The organism is Streptomyces sp. NPDC007901 (assembly GCF_042959465.1).
GTDB lineage: Bacteria > Actinomycetota > Actinomycetes > Streptomycetales > Streptomycetaceae > Streptomyces.
Genome location: NZ_JBIBKW010000006.1, coordinates 126,881 through 148,863, shown reverse-complemented (window position 1 = coordinate 148,863; position 21,983 = coordinate 126,881). Strand labels below are relative to the sequence as shown.

Below are 21,983 nucleotides of genomic sequence, written 5' to 3'. Positions count from 1 at the left end.
ATGAGCCCTCCGAAGGTCCCGCCCGGCCCCGGGAAGCCCCAGGTGAGCCTCCTCGCCCAGCCGCTTCCCGGCCGTCATCCGGTGTCTCCTCTTCCGCCACCCGCAGTTGGGTCGGCGCGGAAAACCTCTCCCGGTGTGACAGCGGTAAGAATCCCCGGCTTCCGTGCGGGCCGTCTCCCCCGGCTCGTCCGCCGCATCCCCTGGCGGCACATCCTGACCCTGATTCCGCTCGCGCTGGTCGCGGTGATCGCGGTGCAGCACTGGCCGGTCCTCGTCGAGGGCTTCGGCCATCTCCGCGACGCCTCCTGGCCCTGGCTGCTGGCGGCGGGCGCCGCCACCTGTCTGACCTGGGTGGCCGCGGCGTTCACCCGGCAGGGTGCTGTGATCCAGCCGCTGCCCCGGTGGCGGCTGCTGGCCACGCAGCTCGCGGCGGGCTCGGCCAACCACCTGCTGCCGACGGGCCTCGGCTCGGGCGCGGTCAACCTGCGGTTCATGACGGTGTGCGGGGTGCCGCTCGCCACCTCCTCGGCCGCCCTCGCCCTGTATCTGCTCGCCGAGTCGATCGCCCGGGTGGGCCTGATGGCCGTGCTGTTCGTGGCCTTCCCGGACGCGCTGCGGCTCGACGGGCTGCTCCCCGACGGGGACGTCGGACCGGTCCTGGCCGTGGCGGGCGCGCTGCCGGCCGCCGCGGTGGGCGTGCTGTTCCTCCTGCGACGGGTGCGCGAGCCGGTGTTCCGGTTCGTGCGGACCGCGCTGAGCGAGGCCCGCTCGGTGCACACGCGTCCGACACGCGCGCTGGCACTGTGGGGCGGCTCGCTGGCCTTCCCCGCGCTGCAGGCCGCCGGTCTGGTGGCGGTGGGCCGGGCGCTGGGTCTGTCGGTGCCGCCCGCGCACATGGCGCTGGCGTACCTGGCGGCGACGGTCGCCGTCGCGCTGATCCCCACGCCGGGCGGCCTGGGTTCGGTGGAGGCGGCGCTGATCGTGGCGCTGGTGGCGGCGGGCGGTCCGGTGGCGGTCGTGACGGCCGTGGTCCTCGCGTACCGGATCATCACCGTGTGGGTGCCGTTGCTGCCGGGAGCCCTGACACTGGGAGCGCTGGTACGACTGAAGGTCATCTGAACCCGCCGCGGAGGAGACACCACATGCCGGTCCGCCTGGAACGCAAGGGTCACGTCAGCACGGTCGTGCTCTCCCGGCCCGAGGTGCGCAACGCGGTGGACGGGCCTACGGCGGCCGAACTGGTCGCCGCCTTCCGGGAGTTCGAGGCGGACGACACCGCCCGGGTGGCCGTGTTGTGGGGCGAGGGCGGCACCTTCTGCGCGGGCGCGGACCTGAAGGCGATGGCCGGCGGGAACCGCAACCGGGTCGCGGAGGACGGTGACGGCCCGATGGGCCCGACCCGGCTGCGGCTGACCAAGCCGGTGATCGCCGCGATCGCCGGGCACGCCGTGGCGGGCGGCCTCGAACTGGCCCTCTGGTGCGATCTGCGGGTCGCCGAGGAGGACGCGGTGTTCGGCGTCTTCTGCCGCCGCTGGGGCGTCCCGCTCATCGACGGCGGCACGGTACGGCTGCCCCGGCTGATCGGCACCGGCCGGGCGATGGACCTCATCCTCACCGGCCGCCCGGTCCCCGCCGCCGAGGCCCACGCCATGGGCCTGGCCGACCGGCTCGTCCCGCCCGGCCGGTCCCGCGAGGCCGCCGAGGAACTGGCCGCCTCGATCGCGGACTTCCCCCAGGCCTGCCTGCGCAGCGACCGCGCGTCGGTGCTGGACCAGGAGGGGCTGGACGAGGAGACGGCGATGGGCACCGAGATCCGCCACGGCATGGGCGTACTGGCGGAAGGCCTGGAGGGGGCGGCGCGGTTCGCGTCGGGGGCTGGGCGCCACGGGTCCTTCACGGGCGACTGAGCGGGCACTCGCACGGGGTCCGTCACCGGCGGCCGACCAGCCAACCACACGGGTCCCGTCACCGGCAACGGAGCAACCACCCGCACGGATCCCGTCACCAGCGACCGCCCAACCACTCGCACGAGTCCGTCACCGGCGGCCGACCAGCCACTCCAGCACCGCCCGGCCGGTCCTGGCCCCTTCCCGGGCCGCCGTCCCGGCGTCCTGTCCCGGCTGCCGTAGGCCGCCCACCGCGAAGACGCCCGGCCGGTCGGTGAACGGGCCGTCGGTCAGGGTGAGTCGGGCCCGGCGGGCGAGTTCGTTCTCGGCGGCGAAGTCTCCGGTGAAGACGACCGTGTCGCAGGACAGGACGCCGGTCCGGCCGTCGAGGTGCCGGATACGGACGCCGGACAGCCGTCCGTGGCCGAGGATCTCGGTGACGGTCGTGCCGGTAAGGAGGGGGACGCGGGCGCGCAGCCGGGCGTCCAGCGCGCGCAGCGAGCCGGCGCGCGGCCGGTCGGTGACCATCGCGACGAGTTCGGCGCCCGCCGCCCGTACCGTCCCGGCGGCCGCGTACGACACGTCCTCGGCACCGACCACCACCGCCCGCTCGCCGATCGGCTGCCGGTAACGGTGCACCGCCTGCTGGAGTTCGCCTCCGGTGCGGACGCCGGCGGGCCGGGTGCCCGGGATCAGCCGGGCCGCGCGGGGGCGTTCGTAGGCGCCGGTGGCGAGGACCACGGCCCGTGCGGTGACCGTCTCCGGCCCCCGCTCGCCGACGGTGGCGAGGGTGAGCGGCCCGGCCCAGTCCAGAGCGGTGACCCCGGTACGGACCACCGCTCCCGCCGCCGCGGCGGCCTCGCCGAGCAGGCAGGCGTAGGCAGGTCCGGTCAGCGGCCGGGTCCAGGTGCCGAATCCGCCGTGGGCGCAGTGCCGGGCCACTCCCCCGGCCTGCTGTTCCCGTTCCAGGACTTCCACCCGGCCCGCGCCGCCGGCGGCGAGCCGGGCGGCGGCCGCGAGACCGGCGGGCCCCGCGCCGACGACGAGGACGTCGACGTGGCGTTCGGCGGTCGTCATCCCGGGTGCCCTGCCTTCTCGAACAGGTCGCGTACGGCGGCCCCGCAGTGGAAGCCCTGGCACCGTCCCGACCCGGCCCGGGTACGGCGGCGCAGGCCGGCCAGGGCGCGCGGCGGGACCGGGCCGGCGAGGGCGTCGCGGATCTCGCCGAGGGTCACCCGCTCGCAGTGGCAGACGATGACGTCACCGCCCCGCTGGTAGGGACGGGGGAAGGCCTCGCCGAGGTTCGGCATCCGGACCGGTGGCAGTTCGACGGGGTCCTTCAGGTCCAGCCCCGAGTCCCGCAGGAGGCCCATGACATGGGCGGCGACGGCGAGGGAGGCGGTGAGGCCGGTGGAGCGGATGCCGCCGACGGTGACGTACGCCTGGCCGGGGTGGGCGGAGATGCGGTAGTCGTCGTGCTCGGTGGCCGCGCGCAGTCCGGCGTAGACGGCGGTGACCTCCTCGTCGAGGAGTGCGGGCAGGATCCGGCGGCCCTTCTCGCGCAGCGCGGCCAGCCCGTCGGCGGTCGACTGGGTGGCGGACCTGTCGTCCAGGTCCTCGGCGGTGGGGCCCAGCAGGACGTTGCCGTAGACCGTGGGGGCGACCAGGACGCCCTTGCCGAGGGCGGTGGGGACGGGCAGCAGGATGTGCCGGACCAGGTCGCGGGCGGGCTTGTCGTAGACGATCAGCTGGCCCCGGCGCGGGGTGACGGTGAAGGCGCGGTGACCGAGCAGCCGGTCGAGGGTGTCGGCGTGCAGGCCGGCCGCGTTGACCAGGTGGCGGGTGCGGAGCGGGCCGCGCGAGGTGGTCAGGGTGTGCAGGCCGTCGTGCCGGGCCACCCGTTCCACCCGGGAGTTGAGATGGAGGTGGACACCGCCCCGGACGGCCTGGGTGGCGTAGGCCAGGGTGGTGCTCCAGGGGCAGACGATGCTCTCGCCGGGTATGTGGAGGGCGCCGAGCGCGCCGGGGCCGAGGTGCGGTTCGCGGGCGTACAGCTCGCGCGCGTCCAGCAGGCGGGCGTCCTGGTAGTCGTTGCGTACGGCCTTGCGCGCGAGGTCCGGCAGCGCGGCGAGTTGCTCCTGGTCCCAGGCGACCAGCAGGGCGCCGACCGGCTCGACCGGGATGCCGCAGGCGGCGGCGTAGCCGGCGAGGAGCCGGGAGCCCTCGCGGACCAGGCGGGCCTCCAGGGTGCCGGGGTGGGCGTCGAAACCGGTGTGCAGGATGGCCGTGTTGGCCTTCGAGGTGCCCTGGCCGACATCGTCCTGGGCCTCCACCAGGGCGACCCGCAGGTGCGGTCGGGCGGCGAGTTCGCGGGCGATCGCGCTGCCGACGACTCCGGCGCCGACGACCGTCACGTCGTACGGGACGGCGGGCAGCGGCCCCTCTGCGGTGACCGTCATACCGGGGCTCCCGATCCGGCTCCCGCTCCTTCGATCAGCGCGGCGACGGCGGCCCGGAAGACGCCCAGGCGGTCGGCGGCCTCGGCGGCGGAGATGCGCGGTTCGTAGACGGCGGAGGGCATGTCGTTGGGGAGGAAGTCGACGGGGTCGCTGCCGAGATGCGCCAGGGCGCCCACGCCCAGGGCGGTGGCGTCGGGCAGGGTGGACACCTCGACCGGGCGTTGCAGCAGGTCGGCCTGGGTCTGCATGAGCAGCGCCGAGCGGGTCAGGCCGCCGTCGACGCGGAGCGCGGTCAGCGGGGTGCCGAGGTCGGTGCGGGCGGCTTCGACGAGCTCCACCACCTGGGCGGCGAGGCCCTCGCACAGGGCGCGTACCAGATGCCCGGGGCCGGTGCCGAGGCCCAGTCCGGTGAGCGAGCCGCGCAGGTCGCCGCGCCACCAGGGAGCGGCGAGCCCGGCCAGCGCGGGCACGAAGGTGACCCCGCCGGTGTCGGGGACGCCGCCGCCCACCCGGTCCAGGTCGGCGGCGCCGGAGATGACGCCCAGGTCGGTGAGCCAGCGTACGGCGGAGGCGGCCGTGTACACCTGGCCGTCCAGGCAGTAGCCGGCCTGTCCGCCGAGCCGCCAGGCGACACAGGCGACCAGGCCGGAGATGGAGCGCCGGGGGGTGTCACCGGTGTGCGCGAGCAGGAACGCGCCGGTGCCGTAGGTGCACTTGGCGCCGCCGGGTTCGGTGATGCGGTGGGCGAGGAGGGCGGCCTGCTGGTCGACGGCGAGTCCGGTGAGCGGGATCTTGTCGCCGAACTCCATGGTCGTGCCGACCAGTTGGGCGTTGTCGACGATCTCGGGGAGATGTTCGGCGGACAGCCCGTAGAGGTCCAGGGCCCGGGAGGACCACTCCACCCGGTCCAGGTCGAGGAGCTGGGTGCGGCTCGCGGTGGCGGCGTCGGTGACATAGGCGCCGGTGAGCCGGTGGACCAGCCAGGCGTCGGTGGTGGTGACGACCCCCTCCGTGGTGAGGTGGCGGCGGATCCAGGCCATCTTGGGCGCGGCGAAGTAGGGGTCGAGGGGCAGGCCGGTGAGGGCGCGTAACTCCTCGGCGTGCTCTTCGAGTCCGGCGCACACGGTCTCCGCCCGGCGGTCCTGCCAGACGATCGCGTCGGTGAGCGGGCGCCCGGTGCCGGGGTCCCAGGCGAGGACCGTCTCGCCCTGGTTGGCCAGGCCGAGCGTGGTCACCGGTTCACCGGCCTCGGCGAGCGCCCGGCGGCCTGCGACCAGCACCGAGTGGTACAGCTCCTCGGGGTCCGCCTCCACCAGGCCGCCGGGCAGGTGCCGGGTCCGTACGGCGGCGAAGCCGGTGCCGATGACGCCCCGTTCGGGGCAGATCACCAGGGCCTTGGTGCCGGACGTGCCCTGGTCGACGGCGAGCACCGGACCTGTCATCGAGCCTCCCTGACGATCACTGCTCGACAGCCTGCCGCAGGGGCGCGGGCAGCACAAGCGCGCACGGGTCCACCCGGTACGAACCCGCGTGCGGATACGGCAGGATGAGCGGTTGCACATTCGAATGGGAGGTAACCGGTGAACCGAGCGCTCACCGTCGATGACCTGGTACTGGCCGGAATCGCCCTCGCGGCGGGCCTGTTGCTGGCCTTTCTGTCGCGCGGGATGCTGCGGTGGCTGGCCAAGCACGCCAAGCGGACCCGTTGGAGCGGTGACGACGTCATCGTGGACGCGCTGCGCACGGCGATCCCGTGGGCGGCGATCACGGCCGGCGCGGCCGCCGCGGCGGCGGTGCTGCCGCTGACCAGATCGGTCCAGCACCACACCAACCAGTGCCTTCAAGTGGTGCTCATCTTCGCGGTGACGGTGTCGGCCGCGCGGGTGATCGCCGGACTGGTGCAGTCGGTCACCCAGTCCCGCTCGGGGGTCGCCGGTTCCGCCACGATCTTCGTGAACATCACCCGGGTACTGGTCCTGGCGATCGGCTTCCTGGTGGTGCTGCAGACGCTGGGCATCTCCATAGCGCCCCTGCTCACCGCCCTGGGCGTGGGCGGTCTGGCGGTCGCGCTGGCCCTCCAGGACACCCTGGCGAACCTGTTCGCGGGCATCCACATCCTCGCCTCCAAGACCGTCCAGCCGGGTGACTACATCCAGCTGAGCAGCGGCGAGGAGGGCTATGTCGTGGACATCAACTGGCGGCAGACGACGGTCCGCCAGCTCTCCAACAACCTGGTGGTCATCCCCAACGGGCAGCTGGCGAAGACCAACATGACCAACTACACGCGCCCCGAGCAGCAGTTGACGATCCTGGTGCAGGTGGGCGTGGGCTACGACAGCGACCTGGACCACGTCGAGCGGGTCACGCACGAGGTCATCGCCGAGACCATGACCGAGATCACCGGCGCGGTCCCGGACCACGAGCCCGCCATCCGCTTCCACACCTTCGGGGACTCCCGGATCGGCTTCACGGTGATCCTGGGCGTCGGCGAGTTCAGCGACCAGTTCCGCATCAAGCACGAGTTCATCAAGCGCCTGCACCGCCGCTACCGCGAGGAGGGCATCCGCATCCCGTCCCCGGCCCGTACGGTGGCGCTCCAGCAGGGGGCCGTGGTGATCCCGCAGCAGCGCGTCACGGACGACCTGCCGTCCGGTCTGCCGCACACCGACTAGCCCCCTGCCGGCCCGTCAGAGGGTCGCGGAGTTGTCGTGGTGGTGGCCGCCGCGCAGGCTGTGCGGGGTGGCCGAGGACGGGGTGACCGGGGTGACCGTCCAGTCGGGGTGGCCGGGCATGCGCGGGGTCGTCGTGCCGTAGAGCCAGTCGCGGAGGAAGCCGGTCAGGTCCTGGCCGGTGGCCTCCGAGGCCACCGCGATGTAGTCCGCCGTCGAGGCCGAGCGGCGCCGGAAGCGGTTCAGGAAGGTGCCCTCGACCGTGTGGAAGGCGTCCTCGCCGACCAGTTCACGAAGGGCGTACAGGACCAGGACGCCGCCGAGGTAGCGCTGGTTTTCGAAGAGGTTGACCGCGGCCTCCATGGTGGTCAGGCCCAGGGAGTCCGCCCAGCCGTGTTCGTAGCGGTAGAGCAGCCCGTAGAAGTCGGCGTGGCCCTCGTTCAGCTAGGGATTGCCCCAGGTAAAAGGGGCCGATCCCAAGCCGAACGAGGAGCAGGCCGTGCTCTGCAGCACATGCAAGCCGTCGCTCTCTTCCTGGTGGTGCTGGTGCAGGAAGTTCGGCTTTTGGAGCTCTCTCCCGGGTGCCCCGTGAGACTCCCGCCTGGATCGCTCCGGCGGGTTTGACGGCACTCAGTGTCCGTCCGGCGACGATCCTCCCGACCGCCGAGCAGGTCAGCGACCTGCCTTGTCCCGGCGGCTAGGCTGTCACCGCCTGACACCGCGACACTACCGTGCGCGCATGTCGGCCCGCGGCACAAGCCGGGATTCGGCCCTGTCGATCCTGACCCCACAGCCACCGACGGTGATCTGGACGAGTTCCGTGGCGATCGGGGACCGGGAGCGGTACGAGTACGCCGTACGGTCGTCCGGGAGGTTCTCGGTGCGGGTGAGCAGGCCGTTCGCGACGCCGCGCACGCCGTTCGGGACGGTGATACGGAAGGTGAAGTCGGCTTTGTCCGAAGGGTTGGCGAATATTTGCCAACGAGCGTACGGGAGGCCGGTGTAGCTCAATCGTGTGATCGTCGGGTTCCGGGCTTGCGGGATTCCAGGCCGTCCGGGCTACGGTGATCACGCGATCTGGGACGCCGGGCACGGCGCCAGTGTGCGGGGCCCCCGCTCCACCGGAGTGATGGTTCGGGGCCTCCCCGTCGCCTCTGGCCATGCCCACCTGGCCAGGCCGTGAGGGAACCGGCCTCCCGGGATCGGACCACGGACAGGATCCGTGTCGCTGCCCCGGGGTCGAGAACGCCGGGGACCAGTGCGCCCAAGACCGTTCGGGGTGTGCAACTGACCGGGCTCACGCCCGCTTGGTCTCAAGGAACGGTGGTCGTTGCACGGGAAGACCGCGTGCACGGAGTTCGGCTGCGGGCACCCAGGTGTGCGTCCTGCCCCCGGCCCCCTCGGCGCCGCTTTTCTCCCCCGCGGAGAAGGGACGCGCGAGGGCCGGGGCCCCCGTGGCCAGTACGGTCGCCGTGCCGAGCAGGGCGGCCGCCGGGGCCGTCACTCTGGTGCGAAATCTCATGGTCCGCTTTCGCTCGGGCGGCCGGGTGGTCGGTCCGGCCGCCGGTCGATGGTGGCTCGTTCTTCTTGACCACTCTTTTGACCGGTCCGGTTGCCCGGCGTATGACAACCGGACAACCGGATCTTCCGAGTCGCGGACCCCTGTCGAGCCCGGGTCGCTCACGAGATATCTTGATGTCGAGCAATGTTGCAGACGTGGAGCGGAGCACCCGGTGACTGACTCGACCATCATCTACACCTACACAGACGAGGCCCCGGCCCTGGCGACGCATTCGTTCCTGCCGGTGGTCCAGGCGTACGCCTCGCAGGCCGGTGTCGCCGTGGACACCCGCGACATCTCGCTGGCCGGACGCATCATCGCCCACTTCCCGGAGTACCTGAACGAGGACCAGCGCATCCCCGACGCGCTGGCCGAGCTGGGCGACCTGGCCAAGACCCCCGAGGCCAACATCGTCAAGCTGCCGAACATCTCGGCGTCGATCCCGCAGCTCAAGGCCGCCGTCGCCGAGCTCCAGGGCAAGGGCTACGCCCTCCCGGACTACCCGGACGACCCGAAGACGGACGAGGAGCGCGACATCCGCGCCCGCTACGACAAGGTCAAGGGTTCCGCCGTGAACCCGGTCCTGCGTGAGGGCAACTCGGACCGCCGCGCCCCCGCCTCGGTCAAGAACTACGCCAAGACCCACCCGCACCGCATGGGCGCCTGGACCCCCGAGTCCAAGACCAACGTCACCACCATGGGTGAGAACGACTTCCGCTCCACCGAGAAGTCCGCCGTGATCTCCGAGGCCGGCAAGCTCAAGATCGAGCTGGTCGCCGAGGACGGCACCACCACCGTCCTCAAGGACTCCGTACCGGTCCTCGCGGGCGAGGTCGTCGACGCCTCCGTGCTGCACGTCGCGCAGCTCAACGACTTCCTGGCCGCGCAGATCGCCCGCGCCAAGCAGGAGGACGTCCTGTTCTCCGTGCACCTGAAGGCCACGATGATGAAGGTCTCCGACCCGATCATCTTCGGTCACGTGGTGCGCGTCTTCTTCCCGAAGACGTTCGCGAAGTACGGCGAGACGCTCAAGACGGCCGGCCTGTCCCCGAACGACGGTCTGGGCGGCATCCTCAAGGGCCTGGAGAACCTGCCCGAGGGCGCCGAGATCAAGGCCTCCTTCGACGCCGAGATCGCCGACGGCCCGGCCCTCGCCATGGTCGACTCCGACAAGGGCATCACCAACCTGCACGTGCCCTCGGACGTCATCATCGACGCCTCGATGCCGGCCATGATCCGCACCTCCGGCCACATGTGGGGCCCGGACGGCCAGGAGGCCGACACCCTCGCCGTCATCCCGGACTCCTCCTACGCCGGTGTCTACCAGGCCGTGATCGAGGACTGCCGCGCCCACGGCGCCTTCGACCCGGCCACCATGGGCTCCGTCCCGAACGTCGGTCTGATGGCACAGAAGGCCGAGGAGTACGGCTCCCACGACAAGACCTTCGAGATCGCCACCGCCGGCACGGTCCGCCTGGTCGACGCGGCCGGCAACGTCGTGATCGAGCAGCCGGTCGCCGCCGGTGACATCTTCCGCGCCTGCCAGACCAAGGACGCGCCGATCAAGGACTGGGTGAAGCTGGCCGTCACCCGCGCCCGCGCCACCGGCGACCCGGCCGTCTTCTGGCTGGACGAGGGCCGCGCCCACGACGCGCAGCTGATCGCCAAGGTCCAGCAGTACCTGCCGGAGCACGACACCGAGGGCCTGGACATCCGGATCCTCTCCCCGATCGAGGCCACCAAGCTGTCGGTCGAGCGCATCCGCCGCGGCGAGAACACCATCTCCGTCACCGGCAACGTGCTCCGCGACTACCTGACCGACCTCTTCCCGATCCTGGAGCTGGGCACCAGCGCCAAGATGCTGTCGGTCGTCCCGCTGATGGCGGGCGGCGGCCTCTTCGAGACGGGCGCCGGCGGCTCCGCCCCGAAGCACGTCCAGCAGCTGGTCAAGGAGAACTACCTGCGCTGGGACTCGCTCGGTGAGTTCTTCGCGCTCGTCCCCTCCTTCGAGCAGTACGCCGACTTCACCGGCAACGCCCGCGCCAAGGTGCTGGCCGACACCCTCGACCGTGCCACGGCGACCTTCCTCAACGAGGACAAGTCCCCGACCCGTCGCGTCGGCGGCATCGACAACCGCGGCAGCCACTTCTACCTGTCCCTGTACTGGGCGCAGGAGCTGGCCAAGCAGACCGACGACGCCGAGCTCGCCAAGGCGTTCGCCTCGCTCGCCGAGACGCTCTCAGCCAACGAGCAGAGGATCGTCGACGAGCTGCTCGCCGTCCAGGGCTCCCCCGCCGACATCGGCGGCTACTACCAGCCCGAGAAGGCCAAGGCGGACGCGATCATGCGCCCGTCGGCCACCTGGAACGCGGCGCTCGCGGCCCTCTGAGCCGCAGCCGCCTCCTGTAGACCCTGAAGTCTCCGCCCCGGCAGGCACCCCGCCCGCCGGGGCGGAGCCATGTCCGGCCCGTCACTTCGGCAGCGCCTGCTCCAGGTCCAGGTCCAGGTCCAGCCAGCTCGCCAGATCCTCGATCTCCCGGCCGATCGCCGCGCTCATCGCCGGGGTGAACGGCTCGTCCTGATGGACGGCGGCCACTCGCAGCCGCCCGGCAGCGCGGTCGGCGGTGGCGTCGAGCTTCCCGACCAGCCGGTCGCCGTGGAGGATCGGCAGCGCGAAGTACCCCCAGCGGCGCTTGGCCGCCGGTTTGTACATCTCCAGCTGGTACGTGTACGCGAACAGCTCGGTGGCGCGCTTGCGGTCGTGGACGAGCCGGTCGAAGGGCGACAACAGGGCGGCCCGCCCCTCGAAGGGCCGCCCCAGCTGGGCGGGGTCCACCCGCCAGCTGCCCCGCACCCCCTCGACGACGGCGGGTTCGCCGGCCTCCCCCACATCGGCCGGTTCGACCTGGCACTCCGGCCCGCGGGCGCGGGCGATGCCGAGGGCGCGCAGCCGCCGCTCGTCGCGGATGCGCAGCGCCTCCTCGACCGGGACCGGCGGGACGTCGGGGTAGACGCGGTCGGCCAGGTCCCACAGCCGGTCGCCGCCGGCCCGTCCGGCGACGGCGACCTCGCCGCGCTGCACCATCAGCTCCAGCAGCTTGGTGACGTTGCGGTTGTTGCTCCAGCCGCTCGATCTCCACGGCTCGGCGCAGCTGTCCGGCAGGGCCCGGGAGGGCAGCGGTCCCGCCTCACCGAGCCGGGCGAGAAGGTCCCGGCGGCACGCGTCGTTGGCCGCCACCCACCCGCGGTGGTACTCCCGCCAGGACGACGGCGTACCGCGCTCCGGCCACTCGGCCATCTCCGCGCGGTACAGCGCGAGATCCTCGCCGGGCCGGATCATGGCCTGCAGTTCCAGCAGCGTCCGCCGCTCCAGCGCCGCGGTCAACTCGGCCGGGGCGTACGAGGATCCGAGCCGGCTCCACGCCACGAGATCGGCGGTCGGCGCCACGGCGGCGGTCGGGTCGATCTGCAGCAGGCTCAGCCCGCGGACGACGTCGTGCAGCCCGTCCGGCCGCTCGGCGTCCAGCAGTTGAGCACGTACGGCGATACGGCGGGCGTCGGTGCGGGAGAGCTGGTGGACGGTCATGGCCCGAGACTAGGCGAAGGGTCCGACAACGGGCCGTCGCCCGCCCGGCGGCTCCCCCGGGCCCCAGGCGTGACACGCGTACGCCGCTCGTGAAGTCTGCGGGTCACGTCCGGCGTGCGGCCGGCCCGCCGTGACCCGCTGTGGTTCGCTCGTCGCATGACGGTGCTTGGGACCCGACGCGACGTCGACCTCGTGCGTGTCACCACCACGGGGTGCACCGCCGCGCGCTGACGCCGCGGGCCACGGTCTCGATCTCGCTGCCGGCCGCCTCGAACTCGGCCTCCAGGGCGGGCAGGGCGGCGGGACGGTCCGCCTCGATGCGCTCGCACAGCCGGACGAGGATCTCCCGGCCCCGGTCCACCACCTGATCGGGGAAAGTACCCGTCCTTGTACAGTCCCGCGAGGAACGCGTGCCCGGTGATCCGGGGATTGCCGATCGGCATGGTGCCGCCCCACCCGCGTCCGTGGTCGATGTGACACCTTGATCCTGCACCCCGCCACTGACAACGCCCCGGAGCCGCCCGTGTCCCAGCCGTCGTACGCGCTCCTGCCCGGCGCCGACGAGTCACCCGTGATCCTGCACGTCCCGCACTCCGCACGGACGATTCCGGCCGCCGTACGGGCGGACATCGTGCTCGACGACACCGCGCTGGAGCGGGAGCTGGACCACATCACGGACGCGCACACCGCCGAGCTCGCGGAGGCCGCGGCCGGGCTGGCCGGGGTGACCCCCTGGCGGTTCGTCAACCGGCTGTCGCGGCTGGTGGTCGATCCCGAGCGGTTTCCGGACGAGCGGGAGGAGATGCTCGCCGTCGGGATGGGGGCCGTGTACACGCGGACCACGCACCGGGACGTGCTGCGGGACGCGTCCTGCGCCGCGGAGCCGCTGGTCGAGCGGTACTTCCGGCCGTACGCGCGGGCGATGGCCCGGGCCGTCGCCGGGCGGCTGGCCGCGACCGGGCGGGCCGTGGTGATCGACGTGCACTCCTACCCGAGCCGGGCGCTGCCCTACGAACTGCACGCGGCGGGGCCCCGGCCGCCGGTGTGCCTGGGCACGGACGCCTTCCACACGCCGGCCGAGCTGACGGCGGCGGCCCGCGCGGCCTTCGCCGAGTGCGGGGAGACGGGACTGGACAGCCCGTTCGGCGGGACCTACGTACCGCTTGAGTTCTACGGGACGGACGCGCGGGTCGGCGCGCTGATGGTGGAGATCCGGCGGGACCTCTACATGACCGAGCCGGGCGGTCCGGCGGGCGCGGGGCTGGAGCGGCTGGCCGCCGCCCTCGCCGCGCTCGTGGACGCCGCCGGCCGCTGACCCTCCGGCTGGAGCATTCCGGCAGGACACCGGGTGGCGGCCGTACGACTGTGGAGGCATGACCACGGAGATAACCGCGCCCACGACCACGGAGACGGCCGAGCCGGCCACCACGGAGCCGCTCGCGCCCGTCCGCGAGACCGCGCCGCCGGTCGAGCCGCCGGTGCGGGACTGGCCCGCGCTCGATCTGGAGGGGACGGACTTCGACCCGGTCCTCGCCTCCCTGATGGCGGAAGGGCCGGTGACCCGGATCCGGCTGCCGTTCGGCGAGGGCTGGGCGTGGCTCGCCACCCGGTACGAGGACGTCCGGACCGTCACCAACGACCCGAGGTTCGGCCGCGCCGAGGTCACCCGGCGCCAGGTGACCCGGCTCGCCCCGCACTTCAAGCCCCGGCCGGGCTCGCTGGCCTGGGCCGACCAGCCCGACCACAACCGGCTGCGCAAACCGCTCGCCGGTGCCTTCACGGTGGGCGCAATGAAGCGGCTGCGGCCCCGGGCGCAGGAGATCCTCGACGAACTCGTGGACGGGGTACTGCGGGACGGGCCGCCCGCCGATCTGATCGAGCGGGTCCTCGAACCGTTCCCGATCACCGTGGTCAGCGAGGTGATGGGGGTGCCGGCGGCAGACCGGGAGCGGGTGCACGCCTGGACCCGGCAGATCATCTCCACGTCCGGCGGGGTGGAGGGCGCGGACCGGGCCAAGCAGGGGCTGTACGGGTGGATCACCGAGGCGGTCCGCGCACGCGGCGACGGGTCGGGCGACGACGTGTACTCGTTGCTCGGGCGTGCCGTGGCCCGCGGCGAGATCGGCGAGGAGGAGGCCGTGGGGCTGGCGGGGCCGCTGCAGATCGGCGGCGAGGCGGTCACCCACAACTGCGGTCAGATGCTGTTCCTGATGCTGACCCGGCCGGAGCTGATGGCACGGATGCGGGACCGGCCGGTGGAGCGCGGGCCGGTCCTGGACGAGCTGCTGCGCTGGATCCCCCACCGCAGCACGGTCGGGCTGGCCCGGATCGCCCTGGAGGACGTCGAACTGAGCGACGGCACCCGGATCGCGGCCGGCGACCCGGTGTACGTCTCCTATCTCGCCGCCAACCGCGATCCGGCCGTCTTCCCCGACCCGGACCGCATCCTCCCGGACCGCGAGCCCAACCCGCACCTGGCCTTCGGCAACGGCTCGCACTACTGCACCGGCGCGGTCCTGGCCCGGCTGCAGACCGAGCTGCTGGTCGACACCCTCCTCGACCGGCTGCCGGGGCTGCGGCTCGCGGTGCCGGCCGGGGAGGTGGAGTGGCGGCGCAAGACGATGATCCGGGGGCCGGTGACGTTGCCTGTCACGTGGTGACGGGACGGTGGTATGTCACATGCCATGCACGGTGGGGCGGTATGTGACATACCACTCACACCGCCATGTGACATACCACCGGGCCCGGTTCACGCCCGCAACCACTCCGTCACGATCACGTCCCCCCCGGCCCGCAGCCGCAGCGCGAACGGCCCGGTCGGTGGGGTGGCGGCGGTGAAGCGGCCCATGCCGTCGACCGTGAGCGGGTGTGCCGCGGCGGGGCCGCCGAGCACCTCGATGTGCGCCGACTGCGGGGGCAGCACCTGCCCGAGCAGCCCGTCGTCGGTGACCTCGACGTCCACGGTGAGTTCGCCCGCTTGGAAGGTCAGCATCCGGGGCGGGTCCTCGACGCCTCTGACCGGGATGGCGTCGACGAGGGAGTCGAAGGTCAGCTCGGCGATACGGGCGTCCAGGTCGTGCAGCGCATAGGCGTCCATGGCCACTTGGAGCAGCTCGGCGGGGAGCGGATCGAGGACGGCGGCCGCCTGGCGCAGTTCCTCCTCCAGGAGATCGGCACCGAACTCGGCGTCGCCCGGGCCCTCGTCGTCCGGGAAGCCGTCGTCGTCGGTCATCTCACACCGCTCCCCTCGCGTCGAGCCGGGACCGCAGCCGGCGCAGACAGCGCTGGCGCAGTGGGCCGATGCTGCCCACGGCGATGCCCAGCGCGACGGACACCTCGACATAGCTGGGCGGCGGCGAGGTCATCAGGACGCGCAGCAACTGCCTGCAGCGGTCGCCGAGTTCCTCGAACTCCTGCCACAGCAGGCGGATCCGCTCGGCCTGGTCCGCCTCGTCCTCCGCGTCGATCAGGGACTGTTCGGGCGTTCGGTCGTCGCTGACCCGGTCGAGGACCTGGGGGTCGTCGGTCGGCAGCAGCCTGGTCAGTCCGCGGATCACCTTCAGGGACTCGTTGCGTGCCGTGCTGGCCAGCCAGGAGCCCGCCTTGTCGGGTTCCCGGATGCGGCCCAGGTGCTGGGCGAACCGGAACCACACGGTCTGGTAGACCTCGTGCCCGTCGGCGTCGGAGAGCCGGTGCGCGCGCACCACCGACCACACCAGTGGGCTCAGCCCTTCCACGAGCGCCTTCCAGGCCGCCGCGTCGCCGTCGACGGCGGACTGGACCAACGCGCCGACCTCTGCTCGGTCCACGGCCCCACCCCTCGTGTACGGCAAGTCATCGTACGCCGTGGAAGGGAGTGTTCCGGACCTCAGGGCGTCGGTGCCAGTCGAACGACCGGGACCGGCTGCCAGCTCGCCGGGCGGAGCGCCGGGACGGTCGCCCCGCGCACTTCGGCGTACTCCGTGATGTTCTGCAGGAGTTGGGCGCCTGCCGTGCGCGGGTCGGCCTCCTGGGTCGTGGTCATCCGGTCGGCGACGAGGCCGGCGGTGATGGGGGTGGCGAACGACGTTCCGCTCCACTGTGCGAACCCTTCGAACATCACTTGGTCCGGTTTGCCGGGGCCGGTCGTCCCGGTGTCGGTCAACACGCCGGTGTGGCGCGGGTACTGGCAGGTGCAGGTGTAGGTGAAGCCGAACCGGCAGGCTTCGTAGGTGGTGTGCTGGTACACGTACGGCACGGGTGCGTCGAAGCCGGCCATGGCCCCGATCAGCTGCTCGCCGGGGGCATAGACCTTGACCCAGCTGCCGTGGTTGGTGAAGCAGGCGCCGTACTCGCCGTCGCTGCGCAGCGCGCCGACCGAGAGGACCGTGTCCTCGTAGCCGGTCAGGTCGGCGCAGGCGGCGGGCCAGAAGTGGGTGGCGCTGCCGTTGTTGCCGGCGGCGGCGACGAGCAGCGTGGACTGGTCGCGCAGGGCGTCCATGAAGGCCTCGACGGCGAGCAGTCCGTCGGTGCTGCCGTTCGAGGTGCCGGCGGAGAGGCTGATGATGTCGGGCCAGCCGTGCTGGTCGACCGCCTCGAAGAGCTTGGCGCCGAACTCGGACTCCAGGATGGCGCCGGCGTCGTTGAGGGTGTTGGTGACGGTGATGTCGGTGTTCGGGGCGAGGGCGGCGATGAGTCCGGCGATGAACGTGCCGTGGCCGACGTACTGCTGGAGGATGCCCTCGGCGTCGGTCTCGGCGATCTGCAGGTCGCCCTGGACGCGGGCGAGGAGCGGGTAGGAGCGGTAGTCGTGCACCAGACCGGTGTCCATCACCAGGACGCTGACGGCGGTGTCCGGGTCGTAGCTTCCCTCCACGGCCTCGGGGTTGGGGGCCTGGGTGAGCAGGGCGGGGAGCGGTTCGCACGGGTTGCAGGAGTTGGCGTTCCCGGTGGTGGACACGATGTGGTTGCGGCTGACCATGCGGCGCCCGGTGCGGCCCTCCGCCTCCCGCAGGGCGCGCAGCGCGTGGCCGACGGCGCGGTCTCCGGTGCGGTCGCCGTGGTTCGGGTCGCCGACCTGGATGCGGGTGACGCCGGTGCGGTTGGTCTCCGGTCCCGCCCTGCGCACGTGGTCCTCGACCAGGTCGGCGGTGGCGGTGAAGTGGGCGCGCACGGTGTCCTCGACGACCCGGGCCTCGGCGCCGTCGCGGGCGAGGACGACCCCCTTCTCGTACAGGAACTCGGCCGCGTCGTCGGGCCCCATCGCCAGTGGAACGTCCGGCATGGAGCGCTGGATCTGATCGAACTGCTCATGGAATCGCTGAGGTGCCATGGCCTGTCTCCTCCCCCAGAAACGGCGTTCTTCAGTCAGACTCGCCAGGCCGCCGCTTGATACAGCGTCAAACCTGTGGGGCATGTATGCCCAGGCCACTACCATCCGAGGGGTGAGTGCGCGAAGCGATTCGGTTACGGAACTCCTGCCGATGGTGTTCGCCGCCCCCGGCGAGGCCCTGGCGCGGGCGGAGAACGTCCTTCGGTCCGATCCGTCGCCGCTCGACTCGTCCGTCGCGCACCAGGTCATCGGTATCTGGCAGCGGGACTTCGGGGACCTGGCCGTGGCCCTCGACCATCTGCGGCGCGCCCGGGCCTTCGCGGCCCGGGCGGACTCGGCGGACCGGGAGGCGGACGTCCTCGCCACCCTCGGAGTCGCCCTGGTGCATGCGGGGCGTACGCGGCAGGGACTGGCCGCGTTGGACCGCGGGGTGGCCCGGGGCACTGGGCACACCCGGGCGCGGGTGCTGTACCGGCGGGCGTTCGCCGGGTGGGTGCTGGGCCGGCACCGGGAGTCCCTGGAGGACCTGCGGCGGGCGATACCGGTGCTGCGGCAGGCCGACGACGTCATCTGGACCGCGCGGGCGCTGAGCGTGCGGGCCACGGTGCATCTGGCGATGGGCGCGGTGGAGCGGGCCGACGCGGACTTCACGGCGGCGGAGCTGCTGTGGGAGACGACTGGCCAGGAGCACGACAAGGCGGTCGCCGTGGAGAACCGGGGCCTGGCCGCGTACCGGTCCGGCGACATCCCGGCGGCGCTGCGGCTGCTGGCCGAGGCCAAGGAGCGGTACGACGAGCTGGGCACGCCCTCGTTCATGCTGTACATCGCGCGCTGCGACGTGCTGATGGCGGCCGGGCTGGCCCCGGAGGCGCTGGCCGAGGCGGACGCGGCGATCGCGACCCTGGACCGGATCGGCGGGCAGTCCACCCGCAAGGCCGAACTGCTGCTGACCGCCGCCCGGTCCGCGCTCTCGACCGGGGACGCGCAGACCGCGATCGCCCGTGCCGCCGTCGCCGTACGGCTGTTCTCGGGGCAGCGGCGGTCCTGGTGGGAGACGCATGCCCGGCTGGTGCTGATCGAGGCGCGGGTGGCGGGCGGGGCCGCGTCGGGGCGGCTGGTGCAGGACGCGTCGGCGGTCGCCGACAAGCTCGCGTCGTTCGGTGCGCCGGCCGCGCCGGAGGCCTCGCTGCTCGCGGGGCGGGTCGCGTTGGCGCTGGGCTGGACGGCGGACGCGGAACGGCATCTGGCGGTGGCCGCGCGCAGCAGGGTCGTCGGGCCGCCGCTGGCCCGGATGACCGGGTGGGCCGCGCAGGCGCTGCGGGCCCGGGCCGCCGGTTCGCGGCGGGGTGTGCTGGAGGCGTGCCGGCGCGGCCTGGACGTCCTGGACGACCACCGGATGACGCTGGGCGCCTCGGAGTTGCGGGCCCGGGCCACCGCGCAGGGCGCGGAACTGGCGGCGCTGGCCCAGCAGGCGAGTCTGGCGCACGGCGGGCCGCGCCGGCTGCTGGAGTGGAGTGAGCGCTGGCGGGCCACGGTCCTCTCCGCGCCGCCGACCCGGCCGCCCGCGGACCCGGGGCTGCTCGCCTCGCTCACCGCGTTCCGCGAGATCGCCTCCCGTGCGGAGGACGCCCGCCGGCAGGGCCGTCCGGTGCCCGCCCTGGAGCGCGAACAGCGACGCCTGGAACGGGAGATCCGCTCCCGCACCCACCACATCCGCGGCGGCGCGCCCGGCGGGGGCGACCGCTTCGATCCGGCCCGCCTCCTGGACCGGCTCGGCGAGGCCCGGCTGGTCGAACTCGCGGTCCTGGACGGCCGGGTGCACATCCTGCTGTGCGGGCAGGGCCGGGTACGGCGGTTCGAGGGCGGTCTGCTGGCGGAGGCGGCCGCCGAGGCCGAGCACGTCCAGGCGGGGCTGCGGCGGCTCGCGCATCCCGGGGCGGAGGGGCGGCTGGCGGTGGTCGAGGCCGCGGGGCGGCGGCTGGAGGAGCTGCTGCTGGGCGCGGCGGCGGACCATCTGGGCTCGGGGCCGGTGGTGATCGTGCCGCCGAGCACGCTGCACCGGGTGCCCTGGGCGCTGCTTCCCTCGCTGCGGGAGCGGGTGCTCAGTGTGTCGCCGTCGGCGGGCAGCTGGCTGCGGGCCCGGGAGACCGAGCCGCCGCCGGGAGGCCGGCATGTGCTGGTCCGCGGGCCGGGGCTGGCTTCCGAGGGGGCGGAGGTGCCCGAGGTGGCGGGCCACTACGCGACGGCCACGATCCTGGAGCACGACGACGTCCAGGTCCCCCGGGTCCTGGAGGAGCTGGACGGGGCCGCGCTCGCGCACATCGCCGCGCACGGCACCTTCCGTGCGGACAGTCCGCTCTTCTCCTCCCTGCGGATGGCCGACGGCCCGCTGATCGTGCACGACTTCGAGCGCCTCGACCGCAGCCCGTACCGGATCATCCTCTCCAGCTGCGACACCGCCCGCCTGGCCACGGTCGGCGCCGACGAACTCCTCGGTCTCGTCACGGCGTTGCTGCCGCTGGGCACGGCCGGAGTGGTCGCGAGCAGCGCCCCCGTCAACGACGCCGCCGTGGTCCCGCTGATGCTGGCCCTCCACAAGGGCCTGGGCGCGGGCCTGTCCCTCGCGGAGGCCCTCCGCGACGCCCGCGCGGCCCTCCCGGGCGACGCCCTCCACCAGGCCACGGGGTGGGCGTTCGCGGCGTTCGGGGCGGCCTGAGCGACTCCGGCCGGGTGACAGGAGTCTGGTTACGCCGACTTCCGGTCCGGCTGGTCCAGGAGCCACGGCAGGGCGGTGCGGTCGGTGGTGCCGAGGCGGGTGTAGGCGCTGTAGAGGTGGTTGCCCACGGTGCGGACGGAGAGGGTGAGGTGGTCGGCGATCTGGCGGTTGCTGAGACCGGCGGCGGCGAGAGTGACGATCTGGCGCTGGCGGGCGGTGAGTTCACCGAGGACGAGGCCGGAGAGGGCCGGGGTGCGGGCGCCCTGGCAGCGGCGGGCGAGGGCGACCGCGCGGGTGCGGGCCGTCCGGGCGGCGCGCGGGTCGCGGTGGGCGCGGACGGCCTGGGCGTGGGCCTCCGCCGCGAACAGCAGCAGACCGCGTTCCGCCAGGGTCTCGGCGGCCCGGTCGAGGGCGGGTCCGTCGCCGCGGGCGAGGGCCTCGGCGTGCCGCGCGAGCACCCCGTCCAGCCGCCCCGCGGCCTCCTCGGGCGCCCCGAGCCGTACGGCTCCGTAGTGCGCGAGACCCCCGTCCTCGCGCACTACGGAGCCTTCCCCCGTCTCGGCGGCGGCCCGGGCGAGTTCGGCACGGCAGGAGGCGTCGCCCGGCGCCGTCCGCAGTCCCTCCCTCGCCCACGCCGCCGCCTCTCGCAGCTCCCCCCGAAGCCGCGAGTACCGGGCACGCACGGCCGCGTACCCGGCCGGTACGGGCAGGCCTCCCGACGCCAGCCACTCCCCCACCGGGGCCGGCACCTCCCGTACGTCCAATTGCTCGATGCGGTCTGCCAGTTGCTGCTCCTCGTCCTTGAGGGCGGGCTCGCACTGGTCGGGGGTGCGGGCCAGGCGCCGGGCCCGGAGCCGGCCCGCGCGGGCGCGCAGCGCGGGGCCGTGCAGGGGGTGGGCGAGGCGGACCGCGCCCCGTTCGTCTACATGGATCAGGCCGTCCGTCTCCAGCCGTTCGAGGGTGCCGAGGTCCAGGTCGTCGTCGAGGTGGGGCGGCAGGGGTTCGGCGAAGGCGAGGCGTTCGAGGGTGTCGCGCTCCGCGGGGTCCGGCCGGTCCAGCAGCGGTGCGATGCGGTCCCGTACGGTCGCGGTGAGCGGCAGCGGGCCGCGCCAGGCCCATGCGCCGGTGTCCGGCACCCGGGTCAGCGGGCCGGACTCGCGCAGGGCGCCGAGCAGGTCGCGCAGCAGCCGCAGATCGCCCCGGCACACCCGGTGCAGCCGGCGCACGGTGAGCGGGTCCAGGTCGGCGCCGGCGAGAAGCCGGGCCGTCTCGTCGTACGGCAGTGGCTCCAGGGCGAGATGGGTGAGGAGTTCCCCGGTCCAGAGCCGGGAGATCGCGTCGGGGAGGGGGGCCGGGTCGGCGGCGGTCACCAGGAGGCGGGTGCGGCCGTGTACGGCGAGCTGGTGGACGAGGGCGGCCGAGGCCTCGTCGAGGAGGTGGGCGTCGTCGACGACCAGGAGCCGTACCCCGGACAGGTGCCGGAGCGCGCCGGGCAGTGAGACCCCGTCGGGGAGCAGGTGCGCGAACGCCGCGAACGGGAGGGTGCTGGTCGCGGGGGTGCCGGTCACCCGGGCGCAGTCGGTGCCGCGGACGGCCTCCGTGATCAGCCGGGTCTTGCCGCTGCCCGCCGGGCCGGTCACCACGACACCCTGCCGGCCGGCCACCGACGACCGCCTCACCAGCTCCAGTTCGTCCTCCCGGCCGGTGAACGGCCAGGGCAGTTCGAGGGTCCGTGCGTCCTGTTCGTAAGTCGTCACACGAGTATGAGTCGGGTTACTCAGCTCTGATACAGGGG

16 protein-coding genes and 2 pseudogenes are annotated in these 21,983 nt (G+C 73.3%); 7 read left to right on the top strand and 11 right to left on the bottom strand.

Going from position 1 to position 21,983, the window contains the following annotated elements; translation table 11 throughout:
* Nucleotides 1-135 precede the first annotated feature (135 nt).
* Together ACFZDK_RS21080 and ACFZDK_RS21075 are read left to right on the top strand one after the other, a co-directional pair.
* Nucleotides 136-1,119: a lysylphosphatidylglycerol synthase domain-containing protein gene (locus tag ACFZDK_RS21080; protein ID WP_390974475.1), complete on the top strand. Its 984-nt coding sequence runs from the start codon at nucleotides 136-138 to the stop codon at nucleotides 1,117-1,119.
* A 23-nt stretch (nucleotides 1,120-1,142) separates the two neighbouring features.
* Entirely contained in the window at nucleotides 1,143-1,907 is a 765-nt protein-coding gene (locus tag ACFZDK_RS21075) for a crotonase/enoyl-CoA hydratase family protein (protein WP_390974473.1), read from the top strand.
* 144 nt (nucleotides 1,908-2,051) lie between these two features.
* On the opposite strand, the pseudogene ACFZDK_RS21070 reads toward ACFZDK_RS21075, so the two are convergent.
* The 3 genes and pseudogenes from ACFZDK_RS21070 to ACFZDK_RS21060 form a co-directional block, all read right to left on the bottom strand.
* Nucleotides 2,052-2,963 (bottom strand): annotated as a pseudogene (locus ACFZDK_RS21070) (FAD-dependent oxidoreductase); the annotation flags it as partial.
* Nucleotides 2,960-4,345, bottom strand: coding sequence for an FAD-dependent oxidoreductase (locus ACFZDK_RS21065; RefSeq protein WP_390974471.1), 1,386 nt, complete (start codon nucleotides 4,343-4,345; stop codon nucleotides 2,960-2,962). The pseudogene ACFZDK_RS21070 and the gene ACFZDK_RS21065, both read right to left, overlap by 4 nt.
* Complete coding sequence (locus ACFZDK_RS21060) at nucleotides 4,342-5,787, bottom strand: FGGY family carbohydrate kinase (RefSeq protein WP_390974469.1); 1,446 nt, start codon at nucleotides 5,785-5,787, stop codon at nucleotides 4,342-4,344. The genes ACFZDK_RS21065 and ACFZDK_RS21060 overlap by 4 nt, the downstream gene beginning before the upstream one ends.
* A 138-nt stretch (nucleotides 5,788-5,925) precedes the next feature.
* On the opposite strand from ACFZDK_RS21060, the gene ACFZDK_RS21055 reads away from it, so the two are divergent.
* Complete coding sequence (locus ACFZDK_RS21055) at nucleotides 5,926-7,017, top strand: mechanosensitive ion channel family protein (protein ID WP_365683161.1); 1,092 nt, start codon at nucleotides 5,926-5,928, stop codon at nucleotides 7,015-7,017.
* A gap of 15 nt (nucleotides 7,018-7,032) precedes the next feature.
* Here the strand turns inward: ACFZDK_RS21055 and ACFZDK_RS21050 are convergent, their stop codons facing one another.
* Together ACFZDK_RS21050 and ACFZDK_RS21045 are read right to left on the bottom strand one after the other, a co-directional pair.
* A complete protein-coding gene (locus tag ACFZDK_RS21050) occupies nucleotides 7,033-7,377 on the bottom strand; it encodes a hypothetical protein (RefSeq protein ID WP_390974467.1) in 345 nt (114 codons plus the stop codon).
* Between the two features lie 363 nt (nucleotides 7,378-7,740).
* Nucleotides 7,741-7,929 carry a hypothetical protein gene (locus tag ACFZDK_RS21045; protein WP_390974466.1) on the bottom strand — a complete coding sequence of 63 codons (189 nt, stop codon included), beginning with the start codon at nucleotides 7,927-7,929 and terminating at the stop codon, nucleotides 7,741-7,743.
* A gap of 818 nt (nucleotides 7,930-8,747) precedes the next feature.
* On the opposite strand from ACFZDK_RS21045, the gene ACFZDK_RS21040 reads away from it, so the two are divergent.
* The gene (locus tag ACFZDK_RS21040) at nucleotides 8,748-10,964 is read left to right on the top strand and encodes an NADP-dependent isocitrate dehydrogenase (protein ID WP_390974463.1); all 2,217 of its coding nucleotides are present in this window, start codon (nucleotides 8,748-8,750) and stop codon (nucleotides 10,962-10,964) included.
* Nucleotides 10,965-11,045: 81 nt separating this feature from the next.
* On the opposite strand, the gene ACFZDK_RS21035 is transcribed toward ACFZDK_RS21040, so the two are convergent.
* Both ACFZDK_RS21035 and ACFZDK_RS21030 read right to left on the bottom strand, forming a co-directional pair.
* Nucleotides 11,046-12,161: a DNA glycosylase AlkZ-like family protein gene (locus ACFZDK_RS21035; RefSeq protein WP_390974461.1), complete on the bottom strand. Its 1,116-nt coding sequence runs from the start codon at nucleotides 12,159-12,161 to the stop codon at nucleotides 11,046-11,048.
* A 235-nt stretch (nucleotides 12,162-12,396) separates the two neighbouring features.
* Nucleotides 12,397-12,604 (bottom strand): annotated as a pseudogene (locus tag ACFZDK_RS21030) (DUF5713 family protein); the annotation flags it as partial.
* A gap of 80 nt (nucleotides 12,605-12,684) precedes the next feature.
* Here ACFZDK_RS21030 and ACFZDK_RS21025 point away from each other — a divergent pair.
* Both ACFZDK_RS21025 and ACFZDK_RS21020 read left to right on the top strand, forming a co-directional pair.
* Nucleotides 12,685-13,476 (top strand): N-formylglutamate amidohydrolase, encoded by a 792-nt coding sequence (locus ACFZDK_RS21025; RefSeq protein WP_390974459.1) that lies wholly within the window; start codon nucleotides 12,685-12,687, stop codon nucleotides 13,474-13,476.
* Between the two features lie 58 nt (nucleotides 13,477-13,534).
* Nucleotides 13,535-14,821, top strand: coding sequence for a cytochrome P450 (locus ACFZDK_RS21020; RefSeq protein ID WP_390974457.1), 1,287 nt, complete (start codon nucleotides 13,535-13,537; stop codon nucleotides 14,819-14,821).
* 89 nt (nucleotides 14,822-14,910) lie between these two features.
* Here ACFZDK_RS21020 and ACFZDK_RS21015 read toward each other — a convergent pair whose 3' ends face one another.
* The 3 genes from ACFZDK_RS21015 to ACFZDK_RS21005 are packed head-to-tail and all read right to left on the bottom strand — an operon-like array spanning nucleotide 14,911 to nucleotide 17,472.
* The gene (locus ACFZDK_RS21015) at nucleotides 14,911-15,393 is read right to left on the bottom strand and encodes a hypothetical protein (RefSeq protein ID WP_390974455.1); all 483 of its coding nucleotides are present in this window, start codon (nucleotides 15,391-15,393) and stop codon (nucleotides 14,911-14,913) included.
* 1 nt (nucleotide 15,394) lies between these two features.
* Entirely contained in the window at nucleotides 15,395-15,994 is a 600-nt protein-coding gene (locus tag ACFZDK_RS21010; RefSeq protein WP_390974453.1) for a sigma-70 family RNA polymerase sigma factor, read from the bottom strand.
* Nucleotides 15,995-16,029: 35 nt separating this feature from the next.
* The gene (locus ACFZDK_RS21005) at nucleotides 16,030-17,472 is read right to left on the bottom strand and encodes a S8 family serine peptidase (protein ID WP_390974451.1); all 1,443 of its coding nucleotides are present in this window, start codon (nucleotides 17,470-17,472) and stop codon (nucleotides 16,030-16,032) included.
* Nucleotides 17,473-17,623: 151 nt separating this feature from the next.
* Here ACFZDK_RS21005 and ACFZDK_RS21000 point away from each other — a divergent pair, with 151 nt between their 5' ends.
* Nucleotides 17,624-20,188, top strand: a complete 2,565-nt coding sequence (locus ACFZDK_RS21000; protein WP_390975020.1) for a CHAT domain-containing protein — start codon at nucleotides 17,624-17,626, stop codon at nucleotides 20,186-20,188.
* A gap of 29 nt (nucleotides 20,189-20,217) precedes the next feature.
* Here the strand turns inward: ACFZDK_RS21000 and ACFZDK_RS20995 are convergent, their stop codons facing one another.
* Complete coding sequence (locus tag ACFZDK_RS20995; RefSeq protein ID WP_390974449.1) at nucleotides 20,218-21,945, bottom strand: LuxR C-terminal-related transcriptional regulator; 1,728 nt, start codon at nucleotides 21,943-21,945, stop codon at nucleotides 20,218-20,220.
* Nucleotides 21,946-21,983 lie beyond the last annotated feature (38 nt).